Source organism: Caproicibacterium amylolyticum (assembly GCF_014467055.1).
In the GTDB taxonomy this organism is placed as follows: domain Bacteria; phylum Bacillota; class Clostridia; order Oscillospirales; family Acutalibacteraceae; genus Caproicibacterium; species Caproicibacterium amylolyticum.
The window spans coordinates 1,776,558-1,798,780 of the sequence record NZ_CP060696.1 but is presented as its reverse complement, the minus strand read 5'-3'; the positions used below and the strand labels follow the sequence as shown (position 1 = coordinate 1,798,780).

General features: G+C 44.5%; 22 protein-coding genes. 13 read left to right on the top strand and 9 right to left on the bottom strand.

Annotated elements, in window-relative coordinates:
• Positions 1-16 precede the first annotated feature (16 nt).
• Complete coding sequence (gene fliD, locus H6X83_RS08620; RefSeq protein ID WP_212506090.1) at positions 17-3,109, bottom strand: flagellar filament capping protein FliD; 3,093 nt, start codon at positions 3,107-3,109, stop codon at positions 17-19.
• 168 nt (positions 3,110-3,277) lie between these two features.
• Positions 3,278-3,748, bottom strand: a complete 471-nt coding sequence (locus H6X83_RS08615) for a hypothetical protein (RefSeq protein ID WP_212506089.1) — start codon at positions 3,746-3,748, stop codon at positions 3,278-3,280.
• Between the two features lie 173 nt (positions 3,749-3,921).
• Here H6X83_RS08615 and H6X83_RS08610 point away from each other — a divergent pair, with 173 nt between their 5' ends.
• Positions 3,922-4,617: a hypothetical protein gene (locus tag H6X83_RS08610; protein WP_212506088.1), complete on the top strand. Its 696-nt coding sequence runs from the start codon at positions 3,922-3,924 to the stop codon at positions 4,615-4,617.
• On the opposite strand, the gene H6X83_RS08605 is transcribed toward H6X83_RS08610, so the two are convergent.
• From H6X83_RS08605 to H6X83_RS08575, 7 genes are all read right to left on the bottom strand, one after another.
• Complete coding sequence (locus H6X83_RS08605; RefSeq protein ID WP_212506087.1) at positions 4,608-4,850, bottom strand: carbon storage regulator; 243 nt, start codon at positions 4,848-4,850, stop codon at positions 4,608-4,610. The genes H6X83_RS08610 and H6X83_RS08605 overlap by 10 nt on opposite strands.
• Entirely contained in the window at positions 4,844-5,284 is a 441-nt protein-coding gene (fliW, locus tag H6X83_RS08600) for a flagellar assembly protein FliW (protein WP_212506086.1), read from the bottom strand. The genes H6X83_RS08605 and fliW overlap by 7 nt, the downstream gene beginning before the upstream one ends.
• 168 nt (positions 5,285-5,452) lie before the next feature.
• A complete protein-coding gene (locus tag H6X83_RS08595; RefSeq protein ID WP_281391074.1) occupies positions 5,453-6,049 on the bottom strand; it encodes a DUF6470 family protein in 597 nt (198 codons plus the stop codon).
• A 61-nt stretch (positions 6,050-6,110) separates the two neighbouring features.
• On the bottom strand, positions 6,111-7,160 hold the full coding sequence (gene flgL, locus H6X83_RS08590) for a flagellar hook-associated protein FlgL (RefSeq protein ID WP_212506084.1): 1,050 nt from the start codon (positions 7,158-7,160) through the stop codon (positions 6,111-6,113).
• Between the two features lie 34 nt (positions 7,161-7,194).
• Positions 7,195-8,760, bottom strand: a complete 1,566-nt coding sequence (gene flgK, locus H6X83_RS08585; protein ID WP_212506083.1) for a flagellar hook-associated protein FlgK — start codon at positions 8,758-8,760, stop codon at positions 7,195-7,197.
• 38 nt (positions 8,761-8,798) lie between these two features.
• Positions 8,799-9,281, bottom strand: coding sequence for a flagellar export chaperone FlgN (gene flgN / locus H6X83_RS08580; protein ID WP_212506082.1), 483 nt, complete (start codon positions 9,279-9,281; stop codon positions 8,799-8,801).
• The gene (locus H6X83_RS08575; RefSeq protein WP_212506081.1) at positions 9,278-9,607 is read right to left on the bottom strand and encodes a flagellar biosynthesis anti-sigma factor FlgM; all 330 of its coding nucleotides are present in this window, start codon (positions 9,605-9,607) and stop codon (positions 9,278-9,280) included. Before H6X83_RS08575 ends, flgN begins: the two co-directional genes overlap by 4 nt.
• A gap of 779 nt (positions 9,608-10,386) precedes the next feature.
• Here H6X83_RS08575 and H6X83_RS08570 point away from each other — a divergent pair.
• The 12 genes from H6X83_RS08570 to H6X83_RS08515 all read left to right on the top strand — a co-directional run bounded on the left by H6X83_RS08570 (position 10,387) and on the right by H6X83_RS08515 (position 22,147).
• On the top strand, positions 10,387-11,145 hold the full coding sequence (locus tag H6X83_RS08570; RefSeq protein WP_212506080.1) for a ParA family protein: 759 nt from the start codon (positions 10,387-10,389) through the stop codon (positions 11,143-11,145).
• Complete coding sequence (locus tag H6X83_RS14585) at positions 11,146-11,562, top strand: late competence development ComFB family protein (RefSeq protein WP_246419113.1); 417 nt, start codon at positions 11,146-11,148, stop codon at positions 11,560-11,562.
• A 245-nt stretch (positions 11,563-11,807) separates the two neighbouring features.
• Complete coding sequence (gene fliE / locus H6X83_RS08560; RefSeq protein ID WP_212506079.1) at positions 11,808-12,116, top strand: flagellar hook-basal body complex protein FliE; 309 nt, start codon at positions 11,808-11,810, stop codon at positions 12,114-12,116.
• 64 nt (positions 12,117-12,180) lie between these two features.
• The gene (gene fliF / locus H6X83_RS08555; RefSeq protein WP_212506078.1) at positions 12,181-13,950 is read left to right on the top strand and encodes a flagellar basal-body MS-ring/collar protein FliF; all 1,770 of its coding nucleotides are present in this window, start codon (positions 12,181-12,183) and stop codon (positions 13,948-13,950) included.
• Positions 13,950-14,966: a flagellar motor switch protein FliG gene (gene fliG / locus H6X83_RS08550; RefSeq protein WP_212506077.1), complete on the top strand. Its 1,017-nt coding sequence runs from the start codon at positions 13,950-13,952 to the stop codon at positions 14,964-14,966. The genes fliF and fliG overlap by 1 nt, the downstream gene beginning before the upstream one ends.
• A complete protein-coding gene (locus H6X83_RS08545) occupies positions 14,959-15,690 on the top strand; it encodes a FliH/SctL family protein (protein WP_212506076.1) in 732 nt (243 codons plus the stop codon). Before fliG ends, H6X83_RS08545 begins: the two co-directional genes overlap by 8 nt.
• Before the next feature lie 27 nt (positions 15,691-15,717).
• Positions 15,718-17,037 carry a flagellar protein export ATPase FliI gene (gene fliI / locus H6X83_RS08540; protein WP_212506075.1) on the top strand — a complete coding sequence of 440 codons (1,320 nt, stop codon included), beginning with the start codon at positions 15,718-15,720 and terminating at the stop codon, positions 17,035-17,037.
• A gap of 13 nt (positions 17,038-17,050) precedes the next feature.
• Positions 17,051-17,506 carry a flagellar export protein FliJ gene (gene fliJ, locus H6X83_RS08535; RefSeq protein ID WP_212506074.1) on the top strand — a complete coding sequence of 152 codons (456 nt, stop codon included), beginning with the start codon at positions 17,051-17,053 and terminating at the stop codon, positions 17,504-17,506.
• A gap of 40 nt (positions 17,507-17,546) precedes the next feature.
• On the top strand, positions 17,547-18,797 hold the full coding sequence (locus H6X83_RS08530) for a flagellar hook-length control protein FliK (protein ID WP_212506073.1): 1,251 nt from the start codon (positions 17,547-17,549) through the stop codon (positions 18,795-18,797).
• A gap of 16 nt (positions 18,798-18,813) precedes the next feature.
• Positions 18,814-19,614, top strand: a complete 801-nt coding sequence (locus H6X83_RS08525) for a flagellar hook assembly protein FlgD (RefSeq protein ID WP_212506072.1) — start codon at positions 18,814-18,816, stop codon at positions 19,612-19,614.
• Between the two features lie 37 nt (positions 19,615-19,651).
• Positions 19,652-20,062 (top strand): TIGR02530 family flagellar biosynthesis protein, encoded by a 411-nt coding sequence (locus H6X83_RS08520; RefSeq protein ID WP_246419111.1) that lies wholly within the window; start codon positions 19,652-19,654, stop codon positions 20,060-20,062.
• 81 nt (positions 20,063-20,143) lie between these two features.
• Positions 20,144-22,147: a flagellar hook-basal body complex protein gene (locus tag H6X83_RS08515; RefSeq protein WP_212506071.1), complete on the top strand. Its 2,004-nt coding sequence runs from the start codon at positions 20,144-20,146 to the stop codon at positions 22,145-22,147.
• Positions 22,148-22,223: the final 76 nt, after the last annotated feature.

Genomic DNA, 22,223 nt, shown 5'->3' with positions numbered 1-22,223 from the left:
GTTTGTATCGGGAATATCAGGAACTAAACTGAGATGTAAGCCAACTGGACTGTGAATTATAGTTGGAAAGAATAGCTTCCATACTGTTAAACTTGTTCCAATAACGTGTGCGCTCGTCCTCATATTTTGCTTTTAAGTCGGTAATTTTGTCATCAATATCTTTAATCTGGTTGTAAATATCATTATTTTTAGTGGACCAAGATTTGGTTGTAACACCAGCTAACTGAACCAGAGAGCCGGGACTGGACAAACTGACTTTTGCTGTAGCATCACAAATGCTGCTTAACTGTGATGCTACACCGGATTCTTTGTCTGTAAAAAGATTGGCAACGGACTGGGGGTCATCTGAAAGAGCTTTACGGAATGCAGTTTCGTCAAAAGTCAGTGTGCCAAGAGAACTGCTGCCGGAAGAATATTCTTCTGTTTCAATGCCAATATCGTACATTGCATAGTTTGAATTGGTGGGCTTTGTGTATAAAGCGGAGCGCATGTCATTTAGGAAAGATAAAATATCATCATCATTGCGGAGAAGACCGGTCTTTGCATTCTTTTCCCATGAGGTAATTTCGCTGTCTTTCATTTCTGCTTTTTGCGCATCAGTTAGCGGAGCATATTTACGGTAGGTAGCGTCAGAGTCTGTCTGGTCACGAAGCGCCTTAACCAAAGTGTTATAGTCATCCACAAATTGCTTAACTGATTTTACAATCGTGTCTGAATCGCGGGAAGTGGAAATTGTGGCTGGGCTACCTGCCGCAGTCTTTTTGGTTAGCTCCATGCTGACACCGTCGATTGTAAAACTGTTACTGCTGCGGGTAATCGTTGTGCCATTTACTTTGGCCTGCGCATCGCTGCCGGCGGTGCCAACACTATCAGCACCGGTTGTACTAGCTTTTGCACCAGTACCTAAGTAGGCTGCATTTACGCTCTTGAAGAGTGTAGATTGAGCGCTTAAGTTGGATGCTGTACCAATGAAGCGATTAGCATTAGTGTCAAAATCTAGGTGCAGTAGACTTGCAACAGTAGTGTCAGCAGAGTTAGGACTGTATAAAACAGTATTATTGGTGATAGAACCATTAGCAGCTTTCAATGCATTTTGTACTGTTTCACTAAGTTGGTCAACTGTTGTGGAGGCAGTCGCAATATTCGTTTTACCAGAAACTGAAAAGCCCAGACGATAAGCCAAGTCGGTATCCTGTGCAGATTTTACTTTGTCAGATTTATTCGTTGCAACTGTTGACTGTGCAAACTTTACTATAGAACCGTTATTAATTAACAGGTTACCAGTAGAAGCATCTATGGAAATGTTAGCAACGCTACCTGTAGAATCAAACTGCGTTTTTAATCCTTCATTAATGGTAGAAATAATACTGGAAACTGAATAAGTGCTGCCATCGGTTTTTGTGGGAACGTTAAAGGAATAATCTTTTCCATTTACGTTGAGTTTGAAAGAAGCAGAACTCATGGTGCCAGACAGAAGGCTGGTATTGCCTTCAATTTTTGTTGTGCCCAGAGCGTCGCTGCCAGCAGAAGAGCCTGCAGCGACAGTGTCAGTCAAAACTTTATTAAGTGTAGATTGGTCGATGACTACTTCAGTTGTTTTGCTGGAATCAGAATACCACTTATTAGTTGTAGGATCATTATAATACTTAACTTCAGAGGCATTTTGATAAACACTCAAACCATTTGCGGTTTCCTGTCTTTTCCCCAACAGCTTGGTAAACAAATTACCAGCTGTTTGCTGAATAGAAATATTGTAATTTGCACCTGTGGAGGTTGCTTCCATCTGAAACGTATCAGAAAGGGAGGAGTAACTCATCTTTACACCGGCGCTGCTGTTATTTACAGCATTCATCACGGTGTAAAGTGTATCACTGCCTGTAAAGGAGAATTCTTGGCCGTTGATGGTGAACTTGTAGAGATCACCGGCAGTTCCATCCGTTCCTCCATTTGTTACTATTTCTTTCAGAGTCGAGAAAGAATCCACACGGCTGCTGGTACCAGGTGCAATGCCAATGTTAGCGGCTTTCATGCCGGTAACAGTGAACTGTGAAGATGTTTGGATACCGTTTGAATCATTGCCATCTTCATCTTTTGCGGAAAGTTTGAAAGAATCACCGTCAAATGTTAAATTAATGTAACCGCCGGAAACATTATGAGTCGCATCATCAACCGTGCCGCCGTAAGCGGATGCAATGCTTTGTGCCAATGCTTTTTTAACTGCATCCTGTGTGATATTGCCGCTGGTATCTGCTGTTGGGTCAATCGTAATTTGTTTGCTGACACCATTTAGCGTAATGTTGAAAGTATTTCCGACAGTTGCATCCGGAGTACTGGAACCATAAAGAATCTGTGAATTAAGCGTATCCGAAGTAGTGGAAGCAGAGGTACTGTTCAAACCAAGTGTAGAAAGACCGGTTTCCGTGCTGCTGGTGTTGTCCACTTTGACAGAAGTATCTTTGTTGTCCGTAATAAAAGAAAGTGTTCCACTGGTGGAAAGCTGTACAGAAACCCCCTTGCTGTTTAGGCTTTGATTCAGCCTGTTTACCATATCGGTTGTGTTGGAAACACCAGAAAGGTCAATAGAAATGTTCTCAGGAGTACCGGACGTTTTGGCAACCGTAAATGTAACCTTGCGCGGTTCAAATTTTGTTAAATCGGTGGCTTTGATTTCACCGGAAACAAAATTTTTGCTGAGGTTTCCGCTGCCCGCAATTTTGGCAGCAGAAGCGAGGGCTGTTACTTCAACCGTCATGTTTCCTGTCGAAGCATCGGGCGAGGAACCGGTGATTTTTACGCAATCTGACCCGCTGGTAACGGTTGAGACCATCGAGTTAAAAAAATCAGAATTTGTAAAATCAGTTTTCGCCGATGAGCCAAAGTAGGTGCTTTGGAATTTATTTATGGAAGTAATTACATCACGGTACATGTCCTGTTTCCATTCCAAAACCTGTTTGGACTGCTGCTGCTTATCAATTTTTGACTGCGTACCGGAAAGCAGCTTTTTCACCATGGAGTCTGTGTCCATGCCGGAAACAAGGCTGGAAAGGCCCTTGTTACTATAACTTTGATTGCCGACACTATATGTACTGGAAGAGGTAATATCACTCATCGCAATCACAATCTCCTTTTTAAAAGAATGAGGTCACAGCTTTTGTAAACTGCGCAAAAGCACTTATAAATTTACTTTACAATTATATTATCGCAGGAAATGCAGAAGATTGAAACGACGAATTTCAAAGAAAAAAAAGCAATTTCTCCGGTATTTTTGAAACGTGAATTAGGCGTCACCAAAGTGTGGGCTTCGGCGGGCTACCGGGTAAGTCATATGCGCTGATTGGTAATAGCGGTGAGCAGCAGCTGCAGGAGATTTTTGAGTGCTTTCGAGCTTTTCAAGTAAAGCACTGCGCTCGGTCAACAGACGATCCCTCAGTTGTGGCTCTATTTTTTGAAGTTGAAAAAGAATTCCGTGCAGTTTGAGTGCAGCATCGTAGACTTTTGCATTTTCTGCGGTCAGCCGGCTGACATCGCATTTGTTTTTGGCAGCTTCCGCGGCATCAGGATTTGCCTGAAACAGCGGCTGCAGCTGGCTGTCCAGTGTTTCAATCTGCTTTTGTAAATCCAGGCGCTTTTGCATTTCCTGTTCAAGCAAATCCATGTCTGCAGTGCACATCTGTTTGGAAATTTCCAAAAATTCCGTGAAAAGGCGTGACTTTTCTTGTAAAAGGTGAGCGATTTGGTCAGCTTCCATGTTGATTCCTCCATAATAATGCATTTAAGTGTCTTTGATTAAAGTGGATAATATGATATCCGAAAAGTGGAAAACTTGTTTCTTGCACTGTTCAAATGCTCCAAGTTGTATTATAATAAAAAGGCACAGAAACCTGCTGCGGCATGCGGAAATGCAGAGGAGGACTTGAAACAATGCACGAAACAAAAGGAAGAAGAGGCTTTCCAGCCTTACTGAAAGATATGGACGGGAAAATACTGGCAGAAGGGGAGGCGACTGTTTTTGCGGAAAGCCGTTCTATCGATTTTGCCAGTGACTTTGTGCCAATGTACCGGATGGGTACAAAACTGCAAATTGCAAGAGTGTTTGAAAATAAAGAAATTCATCTTTTTTCCGGTGAAGTTTTTCTTTCAGATAAAAATTTAATCCGGCTGGTATCCATTACAGACCGACTTTTGCCCGGTTCAGAATATGTATATTTTTCAGAAACGAAAATTCCTGCAGTACTGAAATTGGTACAGCGGCATAGGGAACCAAAACCGCCGAAAAAGCACTTGTTCTTCAAAAAGCATCAGGAACCGGTGAAGGTTCCTGAATCGGTTTATGCAATCACGGTCAGTGCACTTTCCGGCAGACAGCTAGAGTTTATATCCAACCAAATATTTGAAATTGGCGACCGTTTTGTAATTACATTGCAGCTGCCTCAGGAACTTCGGGAAATGCCGATTTATATCAGTCAGGCATTTGCTTTTGGAAAGGGATGCATGTACCGCTGTACTTTTGACAAAATGGATGACGAACTGCGTAATGGTTTGAATCAGTTTGTGCGGCACATGAACCAGCAAGAAAACAGCTTCTTTCCGAAGGAGCCACCTGCGGTTCAATCCTGATTTTTAAAATTTGAAATTGCACTGCGCAAATCGGCTGTGGACAGTTTGGCGGCAGCCAAACGGTTATGCTGCATGGTCTGTGCCAGCTCTTTACGCAAAATCTTACAGTTTTGCGGAGCCTGAATGCCAAGGCGAACTTGACCGGGGGTGATTTCAGTTACTACTACTTCGATTACACCGTCTGCACTTTCTATCAGCAGAGATTCGTTGGCTTTACGGGAAAGAATCAGCATTTTCCAGTACCCTCCTTGGCCTGTTTTTTAATGGGGCAGCGTACTGGATAGTCTGCATCCAGTATAACCTGTGCAGCTTTGTGGCTGCTTTGGCTGATTAGAATGGGGCTTTTTAAGTTGATGGTTGCATCTGCAAAATTTTCGGGAATAGCAGTCATGCTCCAGCATTCGCAAACATTGGAACCTGTGACCTTACAGGCGCTTTCAGGAATATTTTCTTTGTATGTCGGGTCAACGATGTCTGGATTTGTTAAAATAAAGCAAAGCTCCGGCTCTTCCAATGATTGCAGCCATGCAAACTGCGGACCGATTTCCTGGTCACACAGCAAAATGAATTTTTTGTATTCATTGAAGCCATAAATTGGCTCGACAAATTCAATTACATCTTTTCTCTGATAGGTTACTGTTCCAAAATCTCTCGTTAAAGTTTCCATAGAATTCAGGACCCTCCTTGTGTTCCATTGTAGAATAAGGGAGCTGCCGTAAAGGACAGAAATCGACAAATTCTCCTGTTACAGTATACTACATTTTCCCGTGAATTACAAACCTGATTTGTGAATAATGTAAAAAAGAGCGGCCAAAGCAGGCCACTCTTTTTTACATTATTCTGCTTTGTAATTTGGATCAGCCGAAGGCGGTACGTAATTGAATCCACCTGTGTATTCGATTTCAACATGAGGCCACTGCGTGATTTTTAGTGTAAATGTACCTGGAATATAATCATATTCCGGCTTTGTGATACTCCAATCATAAGATGCCGTACCAGATTCATACTGATTATTTGCCTGTGCCGGTGACCAGGAAAACTCGGTACCGCCATTCGGAAGAAAGACAGTTACATAAGAGGGTTGCTGCATAGCTTTTTGCTTAATGATGTCACCAATTGTGACTCCCTTTTCAATATGAGAAAGCTGTTTTCCTACATCTACGTATTCCTGTGTTAATTCTTGAATATGCTGCTGGCCGGCTTCTGCCTTGCTGCGCGCAAAGTCAGTGGCATTTAAAAGACCAAAGGCCTCTTTGCGCATATTGTAAGAATCCATTTGGAACTGCGAATTTGTAAAGTGTTGGGTTAATTTTGGTGCCTGCGTTGTAGCAGTAGCAACTGGCTGCGCGGAAGCATTCTTCATTTCCAATCTGGCAGGTTCACAGTGCATTTCGTATTGAATTGGAACTGTATGAATGGATAATAACTGCATAATAAGGCCCTTCCCTTTCTTTGGGACGAAAATACGTTCCAAGTATTATCGAAAATACATTTTACTTAATAAAGTCCATCAGAGAGGTGGGAATCACAGAACTGCCCATACGGTACAGTGCATTTACAACAGCAGTATTAGAAGCCTGATCAATCGCTGCCTGTGAACTGTCGGTTCCAACGAGACTGCTCATTTTTTGGTCCAGTGTATCAGCAGTGTCTTCCAGCCGGTTGGAGATAGTTGTCAGGAAACTCTCTTTAGAGCCTACATCAGTAATTTGGGTTAAAAAGTTACTGCTCATACTCTTTAATTGTTTACCAAGTTCACTGAGTGTGTTGGTGTCAGCAGTGGCAGTTGCGTCAGTGGTATTGTTTAGAACTTTGGTAATTTGATTAATGACGTTAAAAATATTATTCTGCTTTCCGTCGCTGGTTGTACCAAAGCCAAGCATATCCGGGCCGGAATAAGTAACATCAAATCCGGTTTGCGGGTCAACGTTTGCTCCAGTCATGCGAATACCCAAACCAATATCCATATAAACTTTATCATTCATTGGAATGTCAGTAGGCTGGTTTCCGTTGTTTGCGTCTAAATAATAATAGCTGCCATCATCACGCTGTTTGATTTGGTCTACGGCTATTCCGTTGTACATCAGATTGCCAGTGGAATCCGTTGTAAAAGGTGCACTGTAGTTATTTGAACCGCCATACAAGTATTTTCCTTCATACTGTGTATTCAGCAACTGAAGGATTTCTGTTTTGGTGCTCTCAAATTGCTGACCATAGATTTTGCGGCTGGAAGCTGAAGTACTGTCCGTTGCTGCTTTTGTCAGCTTTGAGTCCAGTTCTGTAAAAAGGTCATGCATTTCGGTCATGGTGCTTTCAGCAGTGCTGAGTGTATCTTTAATATCGTCAACATTGGATTTATAGACATTTGTTTTATATAATGAAGCTTTGGTGCTCATGTTTTTGACACCGGAAGCAACATCATCCGAAATTTTCTTAAATCGATAACCAGAGTCAATCTGCTCCATGGTCTTTTGTTGCTTATTTAGCCCATTGTTTAAGTAGCGTAAGTAATTTCGGGTGGCAGAGCGGTTTGTAACGCGCATGGTTTAACAATCCTTTCTGTTAAGTTCAATACAATCAACGGCCAACTGTACCGGTACTGTTAATTAGTTTGTCCAGCATATCATCCAGCACTGTCATCAGACGGGCAGCAGCATTGTAAGATTTCTGAAATGTCATCATGTTGGTGGTTTCTTCATCCATTTGCACGGCGGAAACTTCATCACGGCGATCCAACAGGTCATTGGATACCGTTGAAGAAACAGACTGCAGATTATTGTAATAAGCAGTATCTGTACCAATTTTGCCAGTATAGTCAATCAGGTATTCTTCAAAGGTACCATTAAATTTTTCACCATAAGACTGAAAAGTGGTGCTGGCACCTGTCAGTGCATTACTCAGCTGATTTGCATAGGATGCATTTGTTTTGCTGCCGGAATCACTGAACAGGTAGGAAGCCTCACCAGTACTCCACTCGTCGCTGACAGAGATGTTGGCAGCCGTAATCATGGAATTTGAATCGGTAGTACCGTTTGACTGCTTTGCTGCAATCAGTGTTTTAAACACCTTATTGCCGTTTGCATCTACTTTTTGCGTCATTTTACCGGGAGTACCTTCCATATCAGGCACAATGTTGTTTACTACATTTGCAAAGGTCTGCGCAAGTGTGTTCAGACGGTCTTTGTAGTAAAGAACACCCTGTACGGAGGTTTCTCCCGGATTTTGTACATTCGCACCACGGCCGTTCAGAACATCGGTATATGCTTTTAAAGCACCTGTAGAAAGTTGTGTAAGGTCACCGCTCGATTTCCATTTCAGTGTAACAGCAGCGTTCTGCGCATCAGTCTGTACCTGAATCCCGTCAAATTCTTTACCTGAAACAGCAATATGACCGCCCATTTCTACGGTAACAGAACCGTCCTTTTCGTTCGTAACGGTTATGTTGCCATAGCTTGCGAGGTCATCCAACAGCAAATTGCGCTGGTCGAGCAATTCATTTGGCTGGTCTTTACTACCACTATTCAAAGCAATAGATGCATCACTGCTGATTTGATTGTTTAACTGAGCAATCTTCTGCAAAGTAGTATTGACCTTATCAGTGGCAACACCTAAATCATAAGTTTGCTGCTTTGAGACATTGTCCAAATCATTGTTCAGCTTTTGAAGGACCTGTGTCATGTTATTAAAAGAACTGAGGACCAGGTTGGCAATCGGGGTGGAAGTTGGCTGGCCGGAATAATTGTTCAGTGCAGTATACATTTGCTGGATTGCGGCCGCGACCACATTGCCGCCTTCTGTAACATCGCTTGCGTCTCCCAGTGCTGACTGTACATCAGACAGCATGGTGGAAGTTTGAATGTAATAGCTTGAATTAGAGTATTCGTCACGAAAGCGCTTGTCCAGAAAAGCATCGCGTGTTTGAGAAATTCCGGTCATTTCTACACCCTGTCCCGCAAGATCCGTGCGGGAAGATGCAACGCGGACGTTATTGGTGGAGGGCGCTACAGCAGCAGAATTGACCCGCTGTCGGGTATACCCGGCGGTATTGATATTCGCAATGTTGTTGCTGACAATATCCAGTGATTTCTGGTTGAGATTGAGAGCGGACTTCGCAGTTTCAAAGCCTAAAAAAGTTGGGCGCAAGGCAAACTCCTCCTTGAAGTAGAGTAAATAAGGAAATGTTAAATTTTAATTTTTATTGAAGAGCCATTATTCAGTTCATTCGTCTGCGCACGGTATGTGCTGTATGTTGTGCGGGAAGCAGCATGTGTGCGAATGGTCTCGGCATTTTCCCAAAACTGCAGGCTTGCCTTTGCAAGTTCCGTTGCTTTTTCGTTGTAAGCTTTCAGCTCTTTTGCAGCTGTCCGCAGTTCATCAAAGCAGTTAGTCAGGCGCTCTTTATCTGCAGCAGAAATCTTTTCCAGTATTTCGTTTGCAGTCAGACCGGAAAAACCAGCCTCCTGCTGCAGATGAAGCCGCTCTTTTTCAAGATTCTCAAGTTTCATAACAGCAGCCTGTTGGTCGCACATCATATGCTCCATACGTGGTACATCGTCGGAAACTAATGCTTTGCGCTTTTCCTGTTCCATGGGAAGCATGGTGCGTATTTGTTTTGTACATTCCGTTGTTGCGGTAATGAACTTATCCAGTAATGCACTGCTCATACAGATACCTCCTTGGCTGACGGCCCGCGGTTCAGCATGCGGGAAACAATGTCGGCAGTAGAAACCTGATAGGTTCCGCTGCTGATTTGTTCACGCAGGGAATCCAACCGCTGCTGTGAAACAGAAGGCAGGCTGCCGGCGGCCGCGGTTGCCTTTGCAGCAGTTTGCAGCAGAGAACCTTCTGCACTGATGCAAATTCGGTCGGAAGAGGCAGAACTTGCTTTTGTTACGGGAGCAAGCGATACTTTTGATATGCTGTTATTATATTTATTTTTGCTATAAGTGGCGTGGTACAAGCTATCCAGAGAAGCAGGACTAATCATCATTCAGCAACTCCTTTTCGTAACATTTATATAATGTAAAGTAAAAGCAGCACTCTGCTGCTTTTTATTCATCATACTAATATTATTATCGCGGCGGTTTCTAAGAAACTAAACGTTTGCAAGTAAAAAACTTTACAAAGGCGCAGGCAAAAAAGGTATGCAAATGGTATATTTACTGAAAAGAAATTTTGACTAGCAAAAGAAATAAAATTTTGTTGAACAGACACAAAAAGTTGTCCATACGGAAAACGCCTGCTGAAATTGAACTATATTTAGTGGAACAAATAATAGATGAATATAAATAAATGACCGCAGATGTGCTTATTCGTGTATTATTAAGGAAAGAAATTTGAAACCGCCGCAGATCGAAACGATATACAAATATTGCAGGAATGGTTTGAATGATATGGCTAAATAGCCTGGAAATTGCCGAAAAAATAGCTAATACATAAATAGAACAATTAAAAATATATATTCAGAGAACTAACCATATGGACCATATGGGAAATAATGTATATTGATTATGGAATAGATTAGTTAAATGTACATGCTTTTTCGACAAAAACACGTATTTTCCAACTTTTTATAGCGCTAATACTTGATTTATCCTTTATAAGGACTTATAATTAACACTAAAAAGTGATCGCTTTTTACTGCATTGTTCGTAAAATATAGTGGCATTAGATAATTAGTGGTTAATAACTCGATATATCTATTTCAGAATATAATGCGGCTCAAGCTGTCACGCCGAACAAAGATGTTCAAGATTAAGAGGTGTAACAATGGCCAAGGTTATTTGCTTTGCAAACCAAAAGGGCGGTGTGGGCAAGACCACATCAACAAACGCTTTGGCAATGGGTCTGAAGCACAAGGGATACCGTGTGTTGTGTATCGATTTTGACCCACAGGGAAATCTGAGCTTTAGCATGAATGCAGATACAGAACCGCCTACAATTTATGATGTGGTTAAGCGAAAAGTAAAATGCCGCTTTGCCATTCGTCATACGGACCTTATTGATATTATTCCGTCAAACTTGCTGTTGAGCAGCGTTGAAGTGGAATTTACGGGCAATGGGCGTGAATTCCTGCTGAAAGACTGTATCAAGCAGGTTTCACCCATGTATGATTACATTTTGATTGATTCTCCGCCGGAACTTGGTGTTCTCACCGTAAATGCCTTTACTGCGGCAAATGTGGTTTTGGTGCCGGTATTGACGGATGTTTACAGTTTACAGGGAATCACCAGACTCTATGATACACTGGAGCATATCAAGCGAACGTTGAATCCGGATCTCAAATTTGGCGGGATGCTGCTGGTTCGCTATAACGCCAGAGAGGAACTCAGCCGTACTGTTTTGGCAACAGCGGAAATGGTAAGCAAAAGCTTAAACATTCCACTTTTAAGAACGCATATTCGTTCCAGCGTTATGATCGCGAAAGCGCAGGCAATGCAGAAGGATATGATTCAGCTTGCACCCGGTAACCACGCAGTTATGGACTATATGCAGCTTACTAATGAACTGCTCAAGGGGGTGCTGTAAATGTCACAGAATTCACTGGATAAGGATTTAATGTTCCAAAAAATTATGCCTTCCAGTAAGAAAAAATCTTTAGACAGTCAGCAGGAGGCTGAGCCTTCTCAAGCAGGTGACCTGCGTTCCCGCCTTTTCGCTCAGGCAGAGGAAAGCGGCATTTCTATGGGTGGCATCAGAGCAGTTAATCTGATGGAAGAAGTAGTTATGCAGCACTTGGATGCAACGATTGAAAAATTCAACTGCTGCCGCTGCGACCAATGCAGAAGCGATGTAATCGCTTCTGCATTGAATGAATTGCCGCCCAGATATGTTGTGGGTGACGCGGAACATATTCGCGAATTGGCAGAACAAATTCCAACTAAGGATGTTTTGGCAGCGTTGGTTCATGCAGTCATTAAAGTTAGGTCTAAACCAAGGCACTGAAAGATGCGACTCAATTTGTCGAATTTTGCAGAAATTGGGTTGGAATTCTGCCACAATAAGCTGAATGTTGATGAAATTTTTAAAAAGTTGTAGAATTTTGAAGAATAATTGTGCAAATTCAATTCTAACATGGTATAATAAAACAATAAATGAAACGTTGCAAATGAGATTATGACCGAACAGCTGCTGGCATCAGTTCCAACGCGGCCGTCTGTAATACGAAATTTTGAAAGGTTGTGTGCCCAATGACATTTGATTCCATAACGCCGATTAAGCCCATGAGCTTTGGCACAGAGAAAACAAATACGATTTCCAACAGTTCTTCCTCTTCTTCAGTTCCGTTTGCGGATGTGCTGCAGAATGCTGTTAGCAATCTGCAGCAAACACAGGAAACATCTGCACAAGACTCCTACAATCTTGCAACCGGTAACACGGATAATTTGGCACAGATTATGGTGAATTCCAGCAAAGAAACTGCTGCGATTCAGTTTACAACAGAACTTTGCACGCGTGCGGTCAATGCATATAAAGAAGTTATGCAGATGCAGATTTAAAGCAATCGGCAGAAAGCTGCGAAAGACCTAATCAGCAAAGGCCACGAAAGGAAGAACGATGCCGATGAGCGCGAACGAAAAAGATACTGAAACCCAGGAAATTCCGGCACAGAAAGATCCAGCCCAGCCAGCTGCAAAAGCTGCAAATATACCGGACAAGAAAAATGCATCTGCAAAAAAAGGCAAGGGCCTGTTTGGAAAAAAGAAAGGTACCGATAAAAAGTCCGATGCTGGCGGCGAAAACCTTAAAGAAACAGTTTTAAAGGTCAAGGAAACGTGGACCGAACAGTCACCAAAACGAAAAATTATTATGATTGCGATTGCAGCCGCAATCGTAGCAGTAGCGATTATCGCAACGATTGCTTTGAACTCGCAGCGAAGCCAGTATGTTGTCCTTTACCCCAGTCTGGAAGCCTCTGAAATCAATGATGTTTATAACGCTGTTAAAGAGAAAGGCGTAATGCCGAAAATTGAAAACGGCAATGTAATGGTTCCGAGCGACCAGTATAACGGCCTGTTGCTGGAACTTGCTTCTGAGGGCTACCCGAAATCGAGTCTTACATATGATATTTCAGCGAAGAATGACAGTATAACCACAACAGAATCTGATAAAAAGACTAATAATTTACATCAGCTGCAGGATCGCATTCAGTCTACGCTTAAAAGTATTTCCGGTGTCAGCAATGCGATTGTTACCCTGAATCCTACGGATGACAGTAACTATGTTTGGCAGCAGGCTAATAGTACTGACAAAGCCTCGGCAAGTGTACTGGTGTCAATGTCTGGCAACCATACATTGAATGAAGCACAGGTAAATGCTATTAAAAGTTTGGTTGCGCATAGCATGGCAAACTTAACTAAGGATGATGTTGCAGTTATTGATTCAAAAACCGGGCAGGAACTGATGGGGACAGATAGCTCTTCATCAGGCAGTTCCACTACAAATACAACTGCTCTGGAATGCGAACAGCTTTATCAAAAAAAGCTGGAACAAAATGTAAAAAAGCTGCTCCAGTCCCGCTACGGAAGCACAGGTGTAGTTGCATCCGCAAAGGTCACACTTGACTTTGATAAAATGATGCAGGAGAAAAAAGACCTTACCCGTGCAACGGATGGCAAAGATGCGGTGAAACATAAGGAAAATACCTACACGGTGAATGGTGCGCAAACGGCAGCTTCCGGTATTGCCGGAGAAGAAAGCAATACGGATGTGCCAGTATATAAGAACAGTACGAGTCCTACTGCCAGTGGCGGTACTACACAGTATACAGAGAAGCAGGATATTGATTTCGGTTACATAAAAACGCAGATTGAAAAAGGACAGCCGGAGATAAAGTCCGCTTCTATTTCTGTCATGGTCAACGATGCAAATCTTGCAGCAAATAAAGCCGATTTGGTTAATGCGGTTGCCAAGGCGACACAGATAGGAGCCGACAATATCAGTGTGATGGCAATTAATCCGAATGCAACCCCGACTACTCCTACAACGCCTGCACAGAATGCACCGCTTACCACACAGCAGATCCTGCTGCTGCTTGCAATTGCCGCCGCACTATTCATTATTATTGTAGTAGCACTTGTGTTCCGTTCCAAGCGTCGCGCGAAAATTGAGGCTGCACAGATGGTTGCGCAGGCCGAGGATCAGGCAGCTGATACAGCGGATAAGATGCGCAGTGAACTGGAAGCTTACAAACAACAGCTGGAAGATAACGCAAGAGCTAAGGTGAATGAAAAAGACCAGGTCGCAGCAGATGAGGTTCGTAATTTTGCGAAAGAAAATCCTCAGATTACAGCTGATTTGCTGCGTTCATGGCTGAAGGAGGATGGGCAGTAATGGCGTCGAAATCGTCAAAACAGATTGCTTCGGCTGCAAAAGCCGCCGCCGTTATTGTTTCGCTGGGTACAGATGAGGCCGCAGAGGTCTATAAGTATCTTGGCGAAGAAGAAATTGAAACTCTAAGCTATGAAGTAGCAAAGCTGGATCATGTTTCTGATGAAAATATGCAGTCCATTATGGAGGACTTTTATGGACTGTGTGTTACCAAAAAGGTAGTAGCTGACGGCGGCGTTATCTATGCGAAAAATATTTTAGAAAAAGCCTTTGGCCCCGAAAAAGCTGAAGACTATATGAACCGTGTTTCCAAATCTTTGCAGACTCGTGCGTTTGAGTTCATTCGGAAGGCTAATTACAAAAACTTGCTGATGATGCTGCAGAACGAACATCCGCAGACGATTGCGTTTATTCTTTCTTATGCACGTGCCGAACAGGCTTCGCAGGTACTTGGTGAGCTGCCCAAACATCAGCAGATCGACGTTTTGTGGCGGATGGCTAATCTTGAAAGTGTCAGTCCAGCTGTTGTTTCCATGGTGGAAGAAGTGATGGAGCAGCGTTTTGCTTCTGTTGTTTCTGTGGATATGACGGAGATTGGCGGCATCAACTATGTGGCTGATGTAATGAACCACACTGACCGTACAACCGAAAAGAACATTTTCGATGGACTCAACGAAAGAGATCCGGCGCTGTCCAACGATATCCGCAAGCGGATGTTTGTTTTCGAAGATATTACACAGTTGGACAACATTTCCATTCAGCGTTTCCTGCGCGATGTCAATACGCAGGATTTGGCTGTGGCTCTCAAAGGTGCAAACGACGATGTCAAGGAAATCATTCTCAACAATATGTCCAAGCGCTCGCAGGAAAATATCCTCAGCGATATCGAATATCTGCATAATGTTCGTATGCGTGACGTTGAGGAAGCACAGCAGCAGATTGTTGAGGTCATCCGTAAACTTGAGGAGAGCGGTGAAATCGTGATTTCCAGGGGAGGAGATGACGAGATAATTGCCTGATATTTATAAGAATTCCAAATTCCTTGAAAATCAGGATGCTGTTCTGATACCGGATTTTCAAACTTCCCCTCCGCCAAGTGAAGAACCGCAGGATCCGCCGCAGGATGACTATGTAGTGACGGAAGAAGACGACGATTCCGTTTACGCAGAAGAAGAGGAAGAAGAAGCGCAAGAGGTACAAGAGGTACAGGAGCCGCTCTGCTATACGGAAGAAGATTTTCAGACCGCAGTTTCAGCGGCAAGTGAAAAAATTCGTGCGGAATTAAAGCAGCAAGCCTACCGTGACATTATTGCTTCCGAGGGAAACCGTATTCGGGAAAGTTTGGCTAAGGTTGATGATTTGCTGGCGCAGCTTGAAGATGAACACGAGGCATTTATGAACAGCTACCGTGACAATCTTGCACAGACCGCGATTGCAATTGCGGAAAAGGTAGTTTTGCATCAAATCAGCGAAGACGATACTTGCTTAGAGCAGTTGGTGCTGCAAAATGTAAATGCTGCCAAAAAGGAAGAATGGATTTCCGTTAAAGTTTCTGAAGAACTGCGTGATTTAGTACAAGCTTTGACCAAAGAATTTAAAAAGCCGGAGTATGCAAATGTTACGCTGGAGCCCGGTGCATATTCGGAAGGAACCTGTATGGTAGAATCTCCGAATGGAGTTGTTGATGCGTCTGTACAGGAGCAAATTAAGAATATAGGTGCTGATTTGCAACGGGTACGCTGATGACTGACATAGGGAGGAGGTGATTGGGTGGAACGCGGATTTTGGAAAACAGAAGCCTATAAACAGGCAATTCGGCTTTCTGAACCATATACGCATTACGGAAAAATTGTGCAGATATCCGGCTTGACGATTGAAGCGACCGGTTTGGTATGCAAGATTGGTGATGTGTGCCGAATTGGAGTAGATGACAGAGGCAAGGATATTCTGGCAGAGGCAGTTGGCATTTCCGGTCATAAAGTATTTTTAATGCCGTATCAGGATACAGACGGTATAGGCTTTGGCAGCCTAGTGGTCAACACCGGCCGCAAGTTGATGATTGGCGTTGGCGGCCAGATGGTTGGGCGTTCCGTCGATGCACTGGGTAACCCGATAGATAGCGGGCCGCCGATTCCGATTGAAGCGTACTACCCAATCAATGGTGCTCCCTGCAACCCTATGGAACGTCCTCCAATTTCAGAAATCATGGAACTCGGTGTAAAGTGCATTGACGGATTGATGACCATCGGCAAGGGTCAGAGAATGGGAATCTTTGCAGGCAGCGGTGTTGGCAAAAGTACGCTGATGGGTATGATTGCGCGTAACGTAAAAGCAGACATCAACGTAATTGCGCTGGTGGGTGAACGTGGACGTGAAGTCGTGGAGTTTATTAACCGTGACTTGGGCGAGGAGGGTATCCGCCGTTCCGTCCTTGTAGTGGCGACTTCTGACCAGCCGGCTATGATGCGCCACAAATGTGCGTTGACTGCCACCACAATCGCCGAGTATTTTCGTGACCAGGGGAAACATGTACTGCTGATGATGGACTCCCTAACACGTTTTGCAATGGCACAGCGTGAAATTGGTTTGAGTATTGGTGAAGCGCCGGTTGCCCGCGGTTATACACCGTCTATTTATACGGCTCTTCCGAAATTGTTGGAACGTTCCGGTAATTTTGAAAGGGGTTCAATCACCGGTATCTATACGGTTCTGGTTGAAGGTGATGATACCAACGAACCTGTGGCCGATACCGTGAGAAGTATTATCGACGGACATATCATGCTGTCCCGTAAAATTGCTGCACAGAACCATTATCCGGCGATTGATGTGTTAAACAGCGTCAGCCGTCTGATGAGCGAAATTGCAGGGCCTGAACAGAAAGATTCCGCTGGCCGCCTGCGTAATATGATGGCGGTTTACCGCGACCATGAAGACTTGATTTCAATCGGTGCTTACAAAACCGGCACCAATCCGGCTCTGGATGAAGCAATCCGGCATATTAAGAAAATCAATACCTTTCTTTGTCAAAAGGTTGATGAAAAGTTTGATTTTTTGGATACCGTTGCTCTGCTGAAAAAGGCGGTAAGCTGAAAGGACGGACAAGATGAAAAAGTTTCACTTTACGCTGGCCCGTATGTTGGAGTTCAAAACGCAGATTTTGGATAAGGAAAAGGACTTGCTTGGCAGCATTCGCGCGAAAAAGAACGAAATTGATGAGAAAATTGAGCGCTTTGAGCAGGCCGTTCAGGAACTTTCCGACAATCTTCTGCAGGAACAGCTGAAAGGCATTACCGTGGAGCACCTGCAGTTTTACAGTATGCAGATTGAAAATGCACGCCGCTGTTTGGTTCAACTGCGTATTGAGCAGTTGGCTATGGAGCAGGAACTGCAGCGCCAGCAGGTGGTGGTAGTAAAAGCTTCACAGGAGGTCAGCAGCCTCGAAAAGCTGCGGGACAAGCAACTGGAAGAATTCAAGTACGAAGAAAAGCGTGCCGGTGAAGAAGAAATGCTTGAATTTGTTACAGGTCGGTTGGTTCGTGCCAACAAAAACAGCGCTTAAACTTTTAGCAGGTTATGAAACAGCGAAAGGAGGTGAGAAAATGGAAACAGCACAGGTACAGCGTGATGCGGTTCCAATGTCCAAACTTCGAAGATTGGATAAGGGAAGCAATGCGACCAGCACAGCGGTGCAAAGTGGGGATGCTTTTGCAGCTATCTTTGAGATGATGGCGCAGTCCCTGCAGCAGGGAAATAATTTCCTGTCACCCGCAGCGGGTGACAGCAGTACACTTACCAGCGGAGTGCAGCAGACAGCAGACGGTACACAGAAAGCCGGAAACAGTCTGATGCAGCAGTTGGCTGGTGCATTGCTTGCACAAAACCCGCAGCTGGCCGCTTTTTTGCGGGCGGATGACACACAGGCGCAGCAGATGCTTTCCAGCCTGAAACTGCCCGCAGACGTTCAGCAGATGATGCTCTCTTTGCGTCAGACAATGGCTGCGGAACTTGGGCAGCAGACAGCGGCGGCTCCGACAGTTCAGACTGCGGTGCAGACATCAGTGCAGGGAGCAGCTGAAAATACGGCTGCGGTACAGCAGACTGCAGTACAGGGCAGCAAAAATACTGCGGAAAGCACGAATTCTGTTCAGAATCAGAACCTCTCCACTCTAAAAGGAGAAGCATCTGCTGAGGAACAGCCGGATACAGTTTTACAGGCGGTAAATCAGTTCGTACAGAATGTACGGGAAGCAAAAAAGCTAATGAACAATCCACAACAGAAATCCAACCAGAGCACGGGAAAGGACGAAATCGACGTGGATGCTTTACAAAATCATGCGCAGGCTTCCCGCCCGACAATAAATGCAGCAACATTGAAATCTGTCGGAGATTTACAGACGCAGACAGCAGACCTTACTTCCCAGATTAAAAAGGGAATTGCGGAAAATTTGCTGACTGGAAAGCAGGACTTTGTAATTAAACTGAAACCGGATGGATTGGGCGAGATTACCGTTAAGCTCACTGAAAAAGCCGGCGAAGCTACTACCCTGCATCTTTTGACTGCCAATGCGGAAACTGCGAGGCTCATTAACAGTGACCTTGATTCTTTGAAGGATGCCATGCGGCCGCTTCAGGTTGTTGTTGAGTCGGCACAGTCGCAGCAGACCGGCAATGGTTCTGAGCAAACCGGCCAGCAGATGACGCAGCAGCAGCAATTCAACGCTTTTGCGCAGCATTCCGGAAACCGGCACAACTATTATGGACTCCAGTATTCCGAATCAGACGATGCGGCGCAGGAAGCCGCTTCCACAGCAGAAGTTCAGAGTGAAAGTATTCTGAACTCTTACATTTAAAGAAGGGAGCAGCAGAATGGCAGGGGTAAATGCTTACGATTCACAAAACTACAGTACCGCAAACCGTGTAACCGGTACAAATTACGGTACTACAGTTTTTACCGACAAAAAGAACAACAGCAATCTGGATTCCAGCGATTTTCTGAATTTGATGGTTGCTGAACTGAAGAACCAGGATTTTATGAGTCCGATGGACAATACAGAGTATGTTTCACAGATGGCCCAATTTTCCAGCATGCAGGCTATGCAGGAACTTTCCGAGTATTCAAAAACGAACTACGCGATGTCACTTGTTGGCAAGCAGGTTACTGCTTCACGCAACACGGTCAGCGGAAAACTGGACACCACAACAGGCATTGTTCGAAAAGTTTCTTTGGTGAACAATGAATATGTGGTCTATGTTGGCGGGAACGGCAAAAGCTACTCTCTGGATCAAATCATGAATGTGCAGCAGCCGCTTGAAAAGGGCGAATGTGAAGTTGATACAACAGGATTGTCCCCGCTTTACTCAAATGTGACCGGCACCACGGCAAACGTAAATTGGGCATATTCCACAGAGGAAATGTCAGTTCAAAAGGGCCTTACCTATGACGTGTACTACTCAAAAGACGGTCCGCTTACTACAATAGACAAGGTTAAGGCTGCCACAAAGGTTTCCGGTTCGCTTACGGGCATTACAGACGAGTCTGAATTGAAAAAGACCCTGACGAATCTTGATCCGGACACCACCTATTACTACAATGTTTTGGTTACAGATTCCAACGGAAACCAGAACATCTACAAATCACAGACCTTTAAGACGAAAAGAGCAAGCTAAAAAACGGAAAAAACAGTAACGCAGGGAGGCGAGTCTGTTGAGTGAACTGAATATCTATCGAAATACTTCGATTGTTACCGGAAAGCCCGCACTTCGGCCGACTCCGGAAAAGACACAGATTCATCAGGAGGAAACTTCCGCTGAATCATTTGAGGCACTGTTTAGTCAGGCACTGCAGAACAGGGAAAGTTCCAGCAGCGTATCTTTTTCCAAACATGCTGCCGCACGAATGCAGGAGCGAAGCATTAATCTTACAATGGATGGTATGGAACGACTGAACAAAGGCGTGGAGCTGGCAAGAAACAAAGGCCTTGATGATACGCTGATTCTAATGGATAAAAATGCGTTTGTAGTCAGCGCACAGAACAAAACGGTAATAACCGCAGTTGACGGAAATGAATTAACAGGGAATGTGTTTACAAATATTGACGGAACCGTAGTGATTTAAAGCCGGACCCCGTGAGGGAAGCTTTCCGTGTCCCGAATGACAGAAGGACACGGCGGTTCCGCAACAGGAGGATTGATTACCATGAGCAGAGCAATGTTTTCCGGTGTAGCCGGCATGAAGGCTCACCAATCTAAGATGGACGTTATCGGTAATAATATCGCAAACGTGAATACATACGGATACAAATCTCAGCGTGCAGTGTTCAGTGATGTATACTATCAGACACTAAACGCTGCAACCCGCGGTACTGCCACTAAGGGCGGAACTAACCCCTCTACAGTCGGTGTTGGTTCCTCTTTGCTGGGTGTACAGACCATGCAGACGCAGTCAGCTATGCAAAACACAGGTTACGGCATGGACGCTGCCATTGCCGGTGAAGGTTATTTTCAGGTAATGGACGGCTCCGGCAATGTTTACTATACCAAGGCCGGTATGCTCGGCTACGACGCAAACACCGGTTATCTGACCGATGTCAACGGCAACTTTGTGCTGGGCTATCAGGGTACCAACAAAACCGGCACAGGCATGCAAAAAATTAAACTGGACCAGGTTGGTTCCGTACAGCCAAAGGCTGCAACATTTTCCCAGCCAATCAATGGCAACAACTTTACCCTTACCGCTACCAACCAGACCAAAGAAGGAAATTTATCCGTGAACATCGCTTCCAGCGATGCGCTTCCGGTTGGGCAGGCGGTTGAAGCAGTTATTGCAAACGGCACAATTACTGTTACGCTGAATTCCCGCACAAAGTTCACTTCACTGGACGATTTGAACACCAAGATCAATTCTGCGATTACCGTTGCAAACGGCGGCAAGCAGATTGACGCAGGCGACCTGAACCTTTCCGTTGATAATGCGGAAGCATTCCCAGCGGGCGGCCTGACAGGCAAGCAGATTGCGGAAACCAATTATGGTTATGATTACGGTACCATTGAACTTGGCACTGGCGGTATCTTTGGCGGGTTCAAGCTGGACAGCGTTGGCGCAACCTTTGCGAAGGAAAATGACACTGATAAAGCAACATTCGGTTTGGTACGTCATCCGGCGGACACCGCAACCAACACAGAAGAATATTTTGAGATGTCCTGCAAAATAGGCACAAAAACATATACCGGAAAAGTAACAAAAAGCCAAATGACAAATCCCGGCAAAATGGTACTTGCCAACGGTGACAGCACAACTGATACCATTACAATGAGTTACCCGACTTATTCTACGGTAATGAACAGTGCAACGGTTAATGTCGGTACTACTTGGCCAAGTTATGATACGAATGTTACAGAAGGCCTGAAAAATGGCACCATTCTGGGCGGTATTAAAATTTCTGGTTTGGCAGACGGTGAGTCCGTAACGAAAGTGGACGTGACCGCAACCAGCTCGGGCACGCCGCCGGTTTGGTCTGTTCCGGTCAGCGTAACTACAAGCACCGGAACAATATACTCTGGCAATGTCCTTTCCAGCAGCTTTACAGGTGGTTCCATTACATTGAATGGTGCTGGCGGCAAAACATTGACTATGTCTCTGCCGTCAAAAGCAGAATTTTTGTCTGCTTCTAATATGGCTGCTTCCACAGGTGCTGCAAACGGTATTGCTTTTACAGATGAGAGTGGCAGCCCGGCGGCAGCAACACAGTACAATGTAACCAGTACCACAAAATCAAAAGATCTTGGTTTGAGCGCCGGTTCGTTTGTTATGACAGGCGGCACAGAAGGCGGTGCGGTTTCGCTGAATGAAATTTCCGACATTGCCATTGGTTCCAATGGCGTGGTCACCGTACATAACTCAGATAAAGGTACTGTTCAGGTTGGTCAAATCTGCATTGCAACCTTTGCAAACCCTTCCGGTCTGCAGGCAGCAGGCAACAACTATTATACTTCGTCTTTGAACTCCGGCGACCCGCATGTTACAACACCGGGTTCAGACAGTTCCGGCAATTTGAAAACCAGTGCTTTGGAAATGTCCAATGTTGACCTTTCCTCGGAGTTCGCGGATATGATTACGACGCAGAGAGGCTTTCAGGCGAATTCCCGAATTATTACGGTATCCGATACGATGCTGGAAGAACTGATTAACCTGAAGCGTTAAGTTGAACATTTGAATTCCGTGCCCGGCAGCACAAGCTGCCGCCATGGGCAAGCAGAAAAGGTTTTTCCTGCTTGCC